The organism is Jiangella anatolica (genome assembly GCF_003236295.1).
Lineage (GTDB): Bacteria > Actinomycetota > Actinomycetes > Jiangellales > Jiangellaceae > Jiangella > Jiangella anatolica.
In genome coordinates, this window is record NZ_POTW01000088.1 from 17,543 (window position 1) to 30,310 (window position 12,768).

The following is a 12,768-nucleotide window of genomic DNA, read 5'->3' on the forward strand; positions in this document are numbered from 1 at the left end:
CTTACACTGTAAGTAGGTCGGCGCGTCGAGAGGAGCCGCGATGGGTCGGCGGGAGCCGCTCAACCGGGACCGGGTGATCGCCGCCGCGGTGGCGCTGGCCGACGAGAAGGGCTCGGCCGGGGTCAGCATGCGCGCGCTGGCCGGTCGGCTCGGCGTCGAGGCGATGTCGCTGTACAACCACGTCGGCGGCCGCGACGACCTGCTCGACGGGATGGTCGACGCGGTGTTCGGCGAGATCGCGCTGCCCGCCTCCGGTGTCGAGTGGCGGACGGCGATGCGTGCGCGGGCCGTGTCGGCGCGTGCGGCGCTGGTGCGCCATCCGTGGGCCGTCGGGCTGCTGGACTCGCGCGGCCGGCCCGGCCCGGCGACGCTGCGCCACCACGACAGCGTCCTCGGCGTGCTGCGGACCGGCGGGTTCTCCGTCGCCGCTGCCGTGCGAGCGGTCTCGCTGATCGACAGCTACCTCTACGGGTTCGTGCTGCAGGAGCTGAGCCTGCCGTTCGGCGGCCGGGACGAGCTGGACCGCGTCGCCGGGGACATCCTCGGTTCGCTGCCGGCGGGGCATCCGCACCTGGCCGAGGTGATCGCGCAACGGCCGGACGTGGACCCGGCGGCGGAGTTCGACGCCGGTCTCGCGCTGATCCTCGGCGCGCTGGCGCCGGACGAGGGCTGAGTCAGCGCGTCATCAGGTACATCGCGACGCCCACCAGCACGATCAGCGTCACCACCAGCGGGACGATCCGGCGGGCGACCGACCCGCCGGCCACGCCCATGAGGTCCAGCGGCGCCGGCTCCGGCTTCGGCTCCGGCGCGGGAGCCGTCGTCTCGGCCGGCTCCGGCGCGGCGATGGGCGCCTCCATGGCCCCCAGTGTGCTCTCCAGGCAGTCGACGAACTGGCCGAGCAGCTTCGTCGACACCTCCTTGATCATGCCGCGGCCCAGCTGGGCGATCTGTCCGGTGATCCGCAGGTCGGTGTCGACGGTGACGACGGTCCGGTCGCCGTCCGGGCGCAGCTGGGCGACGATCTGCGCCGAGGCGTTCCCGGCGCCGCGGGAGTCGCGGCCGGACGCGCTGATCACGGCCCGGTGGGCGGCGTCGTCCTTCTCGACGAACGTGGCGGTGCCGGTGTACTCGGGGACGATCGAGCCGACCTCGATCTTCACCCTGCCCTGGTAGACGTCGCCGTCGCGGCCGGTCAGCTGCGCGCCGGGCATGCACGGCGCGATGCCCTCGAGGTCGGTCAGGATCTCCCACGCCCGTTCCACCGGCACGCCGACGGTGAACTCGTTGTCGATCTGCATGGAGTCCTCCTGCCACCGGGATCAGGACTGCGCCGAGTACACCGTCCTCCCCCGGACCACGGTGCGCAAGCACGTCGGCAGCGGCACGTCCGGCGACAGGTCCGGCAGCCCCGGCACACCGGCCCGCGGGTCCGTCGACCACGCCGCGACCCGCGCGTCCGGCGCCTGGACGACGAGCTCGTACGGGACCTCCCAGACGGCGAACGACGCGCGCATGCCCGGCGCCAGCACGCCGGCGTCCTCGATCCGCGCCGCCCGCCAGCCGCCCCGCGTCGCCGCCGAGAAGGCCGCCCGTGCGCTGATCCGCTGCGACGGGGTCCGGTGCAGGGCCGCCGCGCGCACCGTCGCCCACCCGGCCAGCGGCGTCACCGGCGAGTCCGAGCCGAACGCGAGCAGCACCCCGGCCCGGGCCATCGCGGCGAACGGGTTCAGCGCGACGCCGCGGTCCGGGCCCAGCCGCTCGGCGTACAGCCCGGCGTCGCCGCCCCAGAGCTCGTCGAAGGCCGGCTGCACGCTGGCCGCGACACCGAGCCGGGCCAGCTCGGCGATCAGCAGGTCGTCGATCATCTCGACGTGCTCGAGCCGGTGCCGCGACCCGACGACGGCGGCCAGACCGCACACCTCGGCGGCCGCCGCGATCGCCTCGACGGCGATCCGCACCGCCTCGTCGCCGATGCAGTGGAAGCCGGCCTGGATGCCCGCCCGCGTGCAGGCGACGACGTGCTCGGCGGCGGCGTCCTTGTCCAGGTAGAGGCGGCCCCGCTCGCCGGGCGCGTCCGCGTAGGGTGCCGAGAGCCGGGCGCTGCGGGAGCCGATCGAGCCGTCGATGTTGAGGTCGCCTGCGGCGCCGGCCGCGCCGAGCGCCTGCGCCTCGCCGACCGCCGTCGCACCCCAGTACCCGACGACGTCGGGCAGGCCGGGGTCGGCGCCGAGCGCGAGGACCGCGGTGAAGTCGGCCGGGTCGCCGATCTGCGGCGCGCCGATCTCGTGGACGGCGCCGATGCCCAGCGACGCGGCGTGCCGCAGCGCGTCCGTGCGCAGCTCCGCCAGCCGCGCGGCAGGGATCGCGGACCGCGCCGCCTGGCGGGCCCGGTGGTGGGCGTCGCGGCGGACCAGGCCGTCCTCGTAGCCGTCGGCCCGGGCGATGGACCGGTCGGCGGCGAGCAGCGTGCCGGAGACGGCGGCCGTGTGGACGTCGCGGCGGGCGAGGTAGACCGGCGCCTGGCCGCTCGCGCGGTCGAGCTCGTCGGGGGTGGGCGCGCCGCCGTCGGGCCAGCCGTCCTCCTCCCAGCCGAAGCCGAGGATCGCCTCGCCGGCGCGTTCCTTGGCCCTCGCCGCCACGAGGTCCAGCAGCGCGGCCCGGCTCGTCACGCCGGCCAGGTCGAGCCCGTCGCGGGCCAGCCCGGTCTCCGTCAGGTGCACGTGCGCGTCGACGAAGGCCGGCGCCACCAGCGCGTCCTCCAGGTCGACGACCTCGTCCGCCGCGTCCAGGTGTGTCCGCGCCGCGCCGTCGGGGCCGACCCAGGCGACCGTGTCGTCCACCACCAGCATCGCGGTCGCGAACGGGTCGGCGGGGCTGTGGATGCGGCCGTTGCGGTAGAGCGTCGTCGTCACCCGGCCGATTCTCCCTGCCGTCCGGGGTGAGATTGTCGGTGGGTCGCGAGAGGGTAGGCGGCATGCCCGACGTGTTGACCCGACGCCGGCTCAACCGCGCCACGCTGGCGCGGCAGCGGCTGCTGTCCCGTGACTCCGCCTCCGTTCTGTCCCTGGTCGAGCACCTGGGCGGGCTGCAGGCGCAACAGCCGTTCTCGCCGTACTACCAGCTGTGGTCGCGGCTCTCGGACTTCCAGCCGCCGGCGCTGGCCGACCTGCTGCTGGACCGCACGCTGGTGCGCGTCGCGGCGCAGCGCGGCACCATTCACCTGCTGTCCGCACCCGACGCGCTGACGCTGCGGCCCTGGGTCCAGCCCCTCTACGACGCCGATCTGCGCACGAACACGCTGCACGCGAAGGCCCTCGTCGGCGTCGACCTGGACGCACTCGCCGCCGCGGCCCGTCCGCTGCTGGAGGAGTCGCCGCGGACGATGGCCGAGCTCGGCGCCATGCTGGCCCCGTCCTGGCCGTCGGTCGAGCCGGCGCACCTCGCGCACGCCGCTCGCGGGATGCTCGCGCTGGTGCAGGTGCCGCCGCGGGCGGTGTGGGCGCAGAGCGGGCAGACCCGGCTGACGACGGCGGAGCACTGGCTCGGGCGGCCGCTGCGGCCGCCGGAGCCGGCGGAGTGGGTGCTGCGCTACCTCGGCGCCTTCGGCCCGGCGTCGGTGGCCGACCTGCAGACGTGGTGCGGGCTCACGCGGCTGCGCGCGGTGGTCGACTCTCTGCGGCCGTCGCTGCGGGTGTTCCGCGACGAGGCCGGCCGCGAGCTGTTCGACCTGCCCGACGCGCCCCGTCCGGCCGAGGACACGCCGGCGCCGATCCGGTTCCTGCCCGACTTCGACAACGTGCTCCGCTCCCACGCCGACCGCACCCGCGTCGTCGACGACGACAGCCGCAAGCGGCTGAACCGCCGCAACGGCGTCGTCCCGCACGCCTTCCTCGTCGACGGGACGGTGGCCGGGTGGTGGCGGCTGGAGGGTGAGGTGCTGACGGTGACGCCCTACCGGCGCCTCACCGCGGCCGAGGTCGCGGAGGTGGAGGCGGAGGGGCAGGCGCTGCTCGCGTTCGCCCTGTCCCCCGCCGCGCCGTCCGACGGGGCAGACGTCCGCGTCCTGCCGCCGGAGTGAGTTCCGGTCCCCGTCCGCCCGCCCTGGAGATGATCACGTTAAGCAGGCGTCCTCGCGCTTCACCACGCATGCATTCCTGGGGACACGGGGGCAGGCCTGCTTGACGTGATCATTTCCGGCTCTTCCGCTGCGTCCGTGGGCGCCGGGCCGGGCGACGCGACGGCCGGTGGCGGCAACGGTGTGAGGTCACGGCGGCGACGGTGTGAGATCACTGTGGCCCCCACGACAGCGATGCCACAGTGTTCTCGCAGCGATCCCACTCCGTTGCTGCGCATCGTGCTGTTCCGGGACGTGCTCACCGGCGCGGGCGCATGATGAGGGCGGCCACGTGGTACGAGCAGGCCTCGTCCCACGGGTTGGCGTAGGCGTGCGGCACGTCGGCGGCGAAGTAGATCGAGTCGCCGGCGGCGAGCTCGTGGGCCTCGTCGCCGAGGGTGAGGCGGAGACGGCCGGACTCGACGACGACGTACTCGTGCGACCCGGCGGCGTAGGCCGGGTACTCCCCCGGCGCCGAGCCGGGCGGCAGCTCCGTCCGGACCCACTCGAAGTTCACCCCCGGCACGACCGGCGTCAGGATCGTCCGCCGCCAGCCGTCTGGCGAGACGGCGACGTCCTGGTCGGGGGCGCGGCGCACGATCACACGCGGGACGTCGTCGGCGTCGAGCAGAGCCGCCAGCGGCGTCCCGAGCGCCCGGGCGATCCGGTCCAGCAGCACGACCGTCGGCGCCTTCCGGCCACGCTCCACCGACCACAGCATGCTGGCGCTCACCCCGGCCCGCTCCGCCAGCGCCGACATCGGCAGCGACCGCTGCAGGCGGGCGTCGGTGATGCGGCGGCCGAGGGCGGCGAGGTCCATACGCGTCACTATAATGAAGCGTGGTTCTCTATAGCGAACACGCGCCGGCGACGATCCGGCCCGCCGCACCGGCCGACCTGCCCGCCGTCGCCGCGATCTTCGCCCACTACGTCGAGACCAGCGTGGTGACGTTCGAGGAGACGCCTCCGACGGTCGCCGACTGGGCGGACAAGCACGCCGGCCTCACCGCCCGCGGCCTCCCCTTCCTGGTCGCCGACACGGGCGACGACGACGGCGACACCACGGTCGCCGGCTACGCGTACGCCGCGCCCTGGCGGCCGAAACCGGCCTACCGGCACACCGCCGAGAACACCGTCTACCTCTCCCCCGCCCACACCGGCCGCGGCCTCGGCCGGTCCCTCATGAGCGCGCTTCTCGACGCGTGCCGAGCGGCCGGCGTCCATCAGCTCGTCGCCGTGGTGGTGGACGAGGGCGAGGGCAGCGGGCCGAACCCCTCCCTCGCCCTGCACCGCTCCCTCGGCTTCGCCGACGCAGGCCGGCTGCGCGCCGTCGGGCACAAGCACGGCCGCTGGCTCGACACAGTCCTCCTCCAGCGGGATGTCTTCTTGCGATAGCACCTCACAGACGCAAGAATTACGTAAAGGCGAGCCTCACGAGGGACGTCTTCTGTCACCGCACCCGGTTCGAGGAGGTTCACCGATCGTGGCCGAACAGCTCACCATCACCGCGGACGAGGTCCACGCGGTCCTGGGCAAGCATCTGCTCACCGACGGCTTCAAGCTGGTCCTCGACACCGACGCCAGCCAGGGCAGCTGGCTGGTCGACGCCCGCGACGGCAAGCGGTATCTGGATATGTACACGTTCTTCGCGTCGGCGCCGCTGGGCTGCAACCCGCCGGGACTGGTCGACGACCCGGCGTTCATGGATCTGCTGGGGCGTGTCGCCGCCAACAAGCCGGCCAACCCGGACATCTACTCCGTGCACCTCGCCGAGTTCACCGAGACGTTCGTCCGCGTGCTCGGCGACCCGCGGCTGCCGCACCTGTTCTTCGTCGAGGGCGGCGCGCTCGCCGTCGAGAACGCGCTCAAGGTCGCGTTCGACTGGAAGAGCCGGCACAACGAGGCCAACGGCCGCGACCCCCGCCTCGGCACCAGGATCATGCACCTGACGAAGGCCTTCCACGGCCGCAGCGGCTACACCTTGTCGCTGACGAACACCGAGCCGAACAAGACCGCCCGGTTCCCCCAGTTCGACTGGCCCCGCATCGACGTCCCGGCGATCGTCTTCCCGCTCGAGGAGCACCTCGACGAGGTCGTCGCCGCGGAGGAGCACGCGCTCGCCCAGGCCCGTGCCGCCTTCGAGGCCCACCCGCACGACATCGCCGCGTTCATCTGCGAGCCGATCCAGGGCGAGGGCGGCGACAACCACATGCGCGCCGAGTTCCTGCAGGCCATGCAGGCCCTGGTGCACGAGCACGACGCGCTGTTCATCGTCGACGAGGTGCAGACCGGCGCCGGCACGACGGGGACGGCATGGGCCTACCAGCAGCTCGGCCTGCAGCCGGACGTCGTCGCGTTCTCGAAGAAGGTGCAGGTCGGTGGCGTCATGGCCGGCGGCCGAGTGGACGAGGTCGCCGAGAACGTGTTCACCGTGTCCGGCCGGATCAACTCGACGTGGGGCGGCGGGCTGGCCGACATGGTCCGGTCCCGGCGGCTGCTGGAGATCATCGAGCAGGACGGCCTGATCGACGCGGCCGGGCCGAAGGGCGAGCGGTTCCTCGCCGGCCTGCGCGCGATCGGCGCGCCGGTGAGCAACGTGCGCGGCCGCGGCCTCATGGTCGCCGCCGACCTCCCCGACGGCGCCACCCGCACCGCCGTCATCACCGATCTGCGCGAGAACGAGCAGGTCATCGCGTTGCCGAGCGGCGAGCGGGCGATCCGCTTCCGTCCCGCCCTGTCGGTGACCGATGATGAGATCGACCTCGCCGTCGCGGCGTTCGGCCGCGCCGTTGCCCGTCAGTCCGCCTGAGCACCCGAGGAGCACAACCACTGTGACCCGCACCGTCACCTCGGTCGTCGACGGCCAGGCCGTTCCCGGCGACCACACCGTCGCCAGCCTCAACCCCGCCGACCTCGACGACGTCGTCGGCGAGGTCAGCCTGGCGCCGGGGCGCATCTTCACCGCGGCGGCCGTCGTCGCCAAGAACGCGCAGCGCGCCTGGGCCGACGTCCCGGCGCCGGTCCGCGGCCGCGCCATCGCGCACATCGGCCGGGTCGTCGAGGAGAACGCCGAGAGCCTCGCCCGGCTGGTCACCCGTGAGATCGGCAAGCCGTACGCCGAGGCGCTCGGCGAGGTCCGCGAGATCGTCGACACCTGCGACTTCTTCCTCGGCGAGGGCCGCCGCCTGTACGGCCAGACGGTGCCCAGCGAGATGCCCGACAAGCAGCTGTTCACGTTCCGCAACCCGGTCGGCACCGTCGCCGTCATCACCGCCGGCAACTTCCCGGTCGCGGTGCCGTCCTGGTACATCGTCCCGGCGCTGCTCACCGGCAACACGATCGTGTGGAAGCCGGCCGAGTACTCCGCGGTCGTCTCCAACGCCTTCCATGACCTGTTCGTCAAGGGCGGCGGGCTGCCTGACGGCGTGTTCAACCTGGTCCACGCCGACGGCGCCGAGACATACGCAGGCCTCCAGGAGTCGCTGGAGCTGGGCTACATCGACAAGGTCGGCTTCACCGGTTCCTCCGAGGTGGGCCGCGAGATCGGCGCGCTCACCGGCCGGCACCTGCAGACGGCGTGCCTGGAGCTGGGCGGCAAGAACCCGCTGGTCGTCACGCCCAGCGCCGACCTCGACCTCGCTGTCGAGGGCGCGCTGTTCAGCGGCTTCGGCACCGCCGGCCAGCGCTGCACGTCGCTCGGCACCGTCATCGTGCACGAGTCGCTGCACGACGAGTTCGTCCGCCGGTTCACCGCGGCGGTCGGCGCGGCCGCCGTGGGCGACCCGGCGCAGGACGTGCTGATGGGCCCGCTGCTGGACGCCAAGTTCGCCGAGCGGTACGAGAAGTTCCTCGGCTGGGTGCAGCCGCAGCACACCGTGTACGGGCCGACCGGCCGCATCACGGCGGGCAACCCGCGGGACGGCTTCGTCGGTGACCCGGAGAAGGGCCTCTTCTACCACCCGATGGTGGTCGACGGCGTGCGGCCGGGCGACGAGCTGTTCGACGAGGAGACGTTCGGCCCGATCGTCGGCGTCACGTCGTACACGACGCTGGACGAGGCGATCGACCTGGCCAACGCTCCCGGCTACGGCCTGTCCAGCAGCATCTACACGACGAACCCGGCCGACGCGTTCGCCTACCGGCGCGGCATCTCCGCCGGCATGGTGAGCATCAACAACTCGACGTCCGGCGCGGAGGCGCACCTGCCGTTCGGCGGGAACGGCAAGTCCGGCAACGGGTCGCGCCAGTCGGGCATGTGGGTGCTGGACCAGTTCACCCGCTGGCAGTCGGTGAACTGGGACTACTCCGGCCGGCTGCAGAAGGCGCAGATGGACGTCGCCGACCTCGACGCCGACCTCGGCTTCCGGCTCGACGAGTCGTGAGCACCCCGGCCGCGCTCGAGCAGGCGCTGCTGACGGCGATCGAGGCGCTGCCCGCGGCGGCGCCGCCCAGCGCCGATGGGGGTGCGGGGGTTCGGGAAGCCGGCGTCGAATCCCCGCCCCCGCCCGCGCCCTCCGACGAGGTCCTGCGCGGCATCTTCGACGCCCAGGTGACCAGCCGTCATCTGGACGTCGTCGCACGCGAGCTGCAGGCGGCCGGGCGCGGCTTCTACACGATCGGGTCGGCCGGGCACGAGTCGAACGCCGTGGTCGCGACGGCGCTGCGGCCCAGCGACCCGGCGCTGCTGCACTACCGCTCCGGAGGCTTCTACGCCGCCCGGGCGGCCCAGGTGCCCGGCTCGACCCCGATCCGCGACGTGCTGCAGAGCCTCATGGGCGCCGCCGACGAGCCGATCGCGGGCGGGCGGCACAAGGTGTTCGGCCATGCCGCGCTGTCGATCATTCCGCAGACGTCGACGATCGCCTCGCACCTGCCGCGCGCCGTCGGGCTGGCGGTGGCGCTGCACCGGGCGCACCGGCTCGGCGTGCCCGCGACCTGGCCGGACGACGCGGTCGCCGTCTGCTCGTTCGGCGACGCGTCGGCCAACCACTCGACCGCCGTCGGGGCCGTCAACACCGCGCTGAACACGGCCTACGGCGGGCTGCCGGTGCCGGTGCTGTTCGTCTGCGAGGACAACGGCATGGGCATCTCCGTCCCGACGCCGGCCGGCTGGGTGGAGACGGCGTACGGGTCCCGGCCCGGCCTGACCTACGTCCAGGCCGACGGCGCGGACCCGGCAGCGACGCTGACCGCGGCGAGGGAGGCGGCCGCGTACGTCCGGGAGCAGCGCAAACCCGCGTTCCTGCACCTGCGCACCGTCCGCTACCTCGGGCACGCCGGCAGCGACGCCGAGATCAGCTACCGCACGCCGGCGCAGATCGCCGCCGACCACGCCCGCGACCCGATCCTCGGCACCGCCCGCGCGCTGGTCGCCGCCGGCGCCGCGACGCCGGACGAGCTGGTCGCCCGCTACCGGGAGCTGCGCGCCGACGTCGACGCCGTCGCCGCGGAGCTCGGGCAGGTGCGCACCCTGAGCTCGTCCACCGAGATCGTCGCGCCGCTCGCCCCGCGCACCCCCGACGCCGTCGCGCACGCCGCCGCGGGCCTGTACGACGAGGCCCGCGCGGACCAGCCGGCGACGCTGGCCGAGTCGATCAACTCGGCGCTGTCGGCCGCGCTGGAGCGCGACCGCCGCGTCGTCCTGTTCGGCGAGGACGTCGGCCGCAAGGGCGGCGTCTACGGCGTCACCCGCGGCCTGGCCCGCAGGCACGGCCGCGCCCGGGTGTTCGACACACTGCTGGACGAGCAGTCGATCCTCGGCCTCGGGCTGGGGGCGGGCCTGGCCGGGCTGCTGCCGGTCCCGGAGATCCAGTACCTCGCCTACCTGCACAACGCCGAGGACCAGCTGCGCGGCGAGGCGGCCTCGCTGTCGTTCTTCTCCACCGGGCAGTACCGCAACCCGCTGGTCGTCCGCATCGCCGGGCTCGCCTACCAGCGCGGCTTCGGCGGGCACTTCCACAACGACAACGGCGTCGCGGTGCTGCGCGACATCCCCGGCCTGGTGGTCGCCTGCCCGTCCCGCGGCGACGACGCGGCCGCCATGCTGCGGACCTGCCTGGCCGCTGCCGCCGTCGACGGGACGGTGTCGGCGTTCCTGGAGCCGATCGCGCTCTACCACACCCGTGACCTGCACGCCGACGGTGACAACGAGTGGCTCGCCGCCGACGCGGGCGAGCACGCGCCGATCGGGCGGGCCCGGGTGCACGGCTCCGGCGCCGACCTCACCATCGTCACGTTCGGCAACGGCGTCCCGATGAGCCTGCGCGTCGCCCGGCGGCTCGCCGACCGCGACATCGCGGCCCAGGTGCTGGACCTGCGCTGGCTGGCGCCGCTGCCGGTCGAGGACATCGTCCGCGAGGCGAACCTCACCGGGAAGGTGCTGGTGGCCGACGAGACCCGGCACTCCGGCGGCGTCGGCGAGGGTGTCGTCACCGCACTGGTGGAGTCCGGCTACGACGGCCGCATCGCCCGCGTCTCCAGCCACGACAGCTTCGTGCCGCTGGGCGCGGCCGCGAGCCACGTGCTGCTCGGGGAGCAGCACATCGAGACGGCCGCCGTCGAGCTGGCCGAGAAGGAGTGACATGACCTCGCCGCTGGAACTGCTGAGCGTCGACCATCTGCTCAGCGAGGAGGAGCGCGACCTGCGCGACGCGGTCGCCCACTTCGTCGACGACCGCGTCCGCCCGTCGATCGCGGACTGGTACGAGTCCGGCCTCTCCACGTCGGCCGTCCGCGAACTGGCGCTGGAGGCCGGCAAGCTGGGGCTGCTCGGCATGCACCTCACCGGCTACGGCTGCGCCGGCACGAACGCCGTCTCCTACGGCCTGGCCTGCATGGAGCTGGAGGCCGGCGACTCCGGCGTCCGGTCGCTGGTGTCCGTGCAGGGGTCGCTGGCGATGTTCGCGATCTGGAAGTTCGGGTCCGAGGAGCAGAAGCAGCAGTGGCTGCCCAGGATGGCGGCCGGCGAGCTGATCGGCTGCTTCGGGCTGACGGAGCCCGACTTCGGCTCCAACCCGGCCGGCATGCGCACCCGTGCCCGCCGCGACGGCGACGACTGGGTGCTCGACGGGACCAAGATGTGGATCACCAACGGCTCCGTCGCCGACGTCGCCGTCGTGTGGGCCCGCTGTGATGACACAAAGGTGCGCGGTTTCCTCGTCCCGGCGGGGACGCCCGGGTTCTCCGCGCCGAAGATCGGCAAGAAGCTGTCGCTGCGTGCGTCGGTGACGAGCGAGCTGGTGCTGGAGGGCGTCCGGCTGCCGTCGTCGGCCGTCCTGCCGGAGGTGTCGAGCCTGCGCGGGCCGCTGTCGTGCCTGAACGAGGCCCGGTTCGGCATCGTGTTCGGCGCCCTGGGCGCGGCCCGCGACTGCCTGGCGTCCGCCATCGACTACGCGACGACGCGCGAGGTGTTCGACAAGCCGCTGGCGGCGTTCCAGCTCACCCAGGCCAAGCTCGCCGACATGGCGCTGGAGCTGCAGAAGGGCTACCTCCTGGCGCTGCACCTGGGCCGGTTGAAGGACGACGGCACGCTGCGGCCGGAGCAGGTGAGCCTCGGCAAGCTGAACAACGTCCGGGAGGCGCTGGCGATCGCCCGCGAGTGCCGCACGATCCTCGGCGCCAACGGCATCACGCTGGAGTACCCGGTGCTGCGCCACGCCAACAACCTGGAGTCGGTGCTGACGTACGAGGGCACCAGCGAGGTGCACCAGCTCGTGATCGGCCAGGCGCTCACGGGGCAGAACGCGTTCGGCTAAACGTGATCCCGGTCACAGTGCGTCACGCACCGTCACCATGCGTCCGGGAGGGCCAAGCGGCCAGCGTCACGCATTGTCACAATCGACGGCTCTGACCAGGCAGGACGCCAATTCTCGGGATGCGGGCCGGAGCGGCTGGGGCTAATCTCGAGACGTATCGGCCACCGGAGGACGCTCCGGCGGCAAGGGGGGCAAAAAGGGCCGGAATGCCGTGTGGGCTCGCGCGGTATTCCGGCCCACTTTCTTTGCCGTCAGGCCGTCATCGGCCGGTTCTCGTACGCCGTCGACAGCACGATCGTCGTGCGCGTCGACACGTTCGCCGACGAGCGGATCCGGGCCAGCAGGTCCTCCAGGTCGGCCGGCCGGCCGACCCGCACCTTGAGGATGTAGTTCTCGTCGCCGGCGACGGAATAGCAGGCCTCGATCTCCTGGATGCCGGACAGCCGTTCCGGGGAGTCGTCCGGTTCGCTCGGATCGATCGGCTTGATGGAGATGAACGCCGTCAGCGGCAGCCCGACCGCCTCGTGGTCGACGACGGCCGAATAGCCGCGGATCACGCCGCGCTCCTCGAGCCGGCGGACCCGCTGGTGCACGGCCGACGTGGACAGGCCGGTCGACTTGCCGAGATCGGTGTAGCTCATCCGGCCGTCCCGCATCAGCAGTGCCACGATCTTCCTGTCGATGTCCTCCACGCATGCACTGTACCGGCGGGCCGCCCTGTGGTCCGGCCGCGCCACGCTGGCACGATGGCCGAATGGACCTGACCGAGGCGCGTGACCTCTTCTCCCCCGAGCCGGGTTGGCTCAACACCGCGAGCTACGGGCTGCCGCCCGCTCCCGCCTGGGAGGCCATGCAGGCGGCGCTGGACGAGTGGCGGCACGGGCGGGTGTCGTGGGA

Annotated in this window: 11 protein-coding genes and 1 pseudogene; 8 read left to right on the forward strand and 4 right to left on the reverse strand. The window is 73.2% G+C overall.

What is annotated here, in order from left to right; translation table 11 throughout:
• The first annotated feature begins 40 nt into the window (after positions 1-40).
• Positions 41-673, forward strand: a complete 633-nt coding sequence (locus C1I92_RS26125; protein WP_111257567.1) for a TetR/AcrR family transcriptional regulator — start codon at positions 41-43, stop codon at positions 671-673.
• A 1-nt stretch (position 674) separates the two neighbouring features.
• Here C1I92_RS26125 and C1I92_RS26130 read toward each other — a convergent pair whose 3' ends face one another.
• On the reverse strand, positions 675-1,301 hold the full coding sequence (locus C1I92_RS26130) for an SRPBCC family protein (protein ID WP_111257568.1): 627 nt from the start codon (positions 1,299-1,301) through the stop codon (positions 675-677).
• A gap of 21 nt (positions 1,302-1,322) precedes the next feature.
• Entirely contained in the window at positions 1,323-2,915 is a 1,593-nt protein-coding gene (locus C1I92_RS26135) for an amidohydrolase (protein ID WP_233507261.1), read from the reverse strand.
• Positions 2,916-2,977: 62 nt separating this feature from the next.
• Here C1I92_RS26135 and C1I92_RS26140 point away from each other — a divergent pair, with 62 nt between their 5' ends.
• Positions 2,978-4,081, forward strand: coding sequence for a winged helix DNA-binding domain-containing protein (locus C1I92_RS26140; RefSeq protein ID WP_111257569.1), 1,104 nt, complete (start codon positions 2,978-2,980; stop codon positions 4,079-4,081).
• Positions 4,082-4,376: 295 nt separating this feature from the next.
• On the opposite strand, the gene C1I92_RS26145 is transcribed toward C1I92_RS26140, so the two are convergent.
• Positions 4,377-4,937 carry a helix-turn-helix domain-containing protein gene (locus tag C1I92_RS26145; RefSeq protein WP_111257570.1) on the reverse strand — a complete coding sequence of 187 codons (561 nt, stop codon included), beginning with the start codon at positions 4,935-4,937 and terminating at the stop codon, positions 4,377-4,379.
• 20 nt (positions 4,938-4,957) lie between these two features.
• Here C1I92_RS26145 and C1I92_RS26150 point away from each other — a divergent pair, with 20 nt between their 5' ends.
• Genes C1I92_RS26150 through C1I92_RS26170 form a run of 5 tightly spaced genes read left to right on the forward strand, consistent with a single transcriptional unit; the run spans position 4,958 to position 11,871 of the window.
• Positions 4,958-5,512 carry a GNAT family N-acetyltransferase gene (locus C1I92_RS26150; RefSeq protein ID WP_111257571.1) on the forward strand — a complete coding sequence of 185 codons (555 nt, stop codon included), beginning with the start codon at positions 4,958-4,960 and terminating at the stop codon, positions 5,510-5,512.
• Positions 5,496-6,926: an L-lysine 6-transaminase gene (lat, locus tag C1I92_RS26155; protein ID WP_111257572.1), complete on the forward strand. Its 1,431-nt coding sequence runs from the start codon at positions 5,496-5,498 to the stop codon at positions 6,924-6,926. The genes C1I92_RS26150 and lat overlap by 17 nt, the downstream gene beginning before the upstream one ends.
• Before the next feature lie 22 nt (positions 6,927-6,948).
• Positions 6,949-8,499: an aldehyde dehydrogenase family protein gene (locus tag C1I92_RS26160; RefSeq protein WP_199521602.1), complete on the forward strand. Its 1,551-nt coding sequence runs from the start codon at positions 6,949-6,951 to the stop codon at positions 8,497-8,499.
• Positions 8,496-10,697, forward strand: coding sequence for a thiamine pyrophosphate-dependent enzyme (locus C1I92_RS26165; RefSeq protein WP_233507266.1), 2,202 nt, complete (start codon positions 8,496-8,498; stop codon positions 10,695-10,697). The genes C1I92_RS26160 and C1I92_RS26165 overlap by 4 nt, the downstream gene beginning before the upstream one ends.
• A 1-nt stretch (position 10,698) precedes the next feature.
• A complete protein-coding gene (locus tag C1I92_RS26170) occupies positions 10,699-11,871 on the forward strand; it encodes an acyl-CoA dehydrogenase family protein (RefSeq protein WP_111257574.1) in 1,173 nt (390 codons plus the stop codon).
• A 251-nt stretch (positions 11,872-12,122) separates the two neighbouring features.
• On the opposite strand, the gene C1I92_RS26175 is transcribed toward C1I92_RS26170, so the two are convergent.
• Positions 12,123-12,563 carry an Lrp/AsnC family transcriptional regulator gene (locus C1I92_RS26175; protein WP_111257575.1) on the reverse strand — a complete coding sequence of 147 codons (441 nt, stop codon included), beginning with the start codon at positions 12,561-12,563 and terminating at the stop codon, positions 12,123-12,125.
• A gap of 62 nt (positions 12,564-12,625) precedes the next feature.
• Here C1I92_RS26175 and C1I92_RS35700 point away from each other — a divergent pair.
• Positions 12,626-12,768 (forward strand): annotated as a pseudogene (locus tag C1I92_RS35700) (aminotransferase class V-fold PLP-dependent enzyme); the annotation flags it as partial.

Excerpts from the sequence above, each read along its gene's own strand:
- C1I92_RS26125 (WP_111257567.1), top strand. The coding sequence starts at position 41 with ATGGGTCGGCGGGAGCCGCTCAACCGGGACCGGGTGATCGCCGCCGCG.
- C1I92_RS26130 (WP_111257568.1), bottom strand. The coding sequence starts at position 1,301 with ATGCAGATCGACAACGAGTTCACCGTCGGCGTGCCGGTGGAACGGGCG.
- C1I92_RS26140 (WP_111257569.1), top strand. The coding sequence starts at position 2,978 with ATGCCCGACGTGTTGACCCGACGCCGGCTCAACCGCGCCACGCTGGCG.
- C1I92_RS26145 (WP_111257570.1), bottom strand. The coding sequence starts at position 4,937 with ATGGACCTCGCCGCCCTCGGCCGCCGCATCACCGACGCCCGCCTGCAG.
- lat (WP_111257572.1), top strand. The coding sequence starts at position 5,496 with ATGTCTTCTTGCGATAGCACCTCACAGACGCAAGAATTACGTAAAGGC.
- C1I92_RS26170 (WP_111257574.1), top strand. The coding sequence starts at position 10,699 with ATGACCTCGCCGCTGGAACTGCTGAGCGTCGACCATCTGCTCAGCGAG.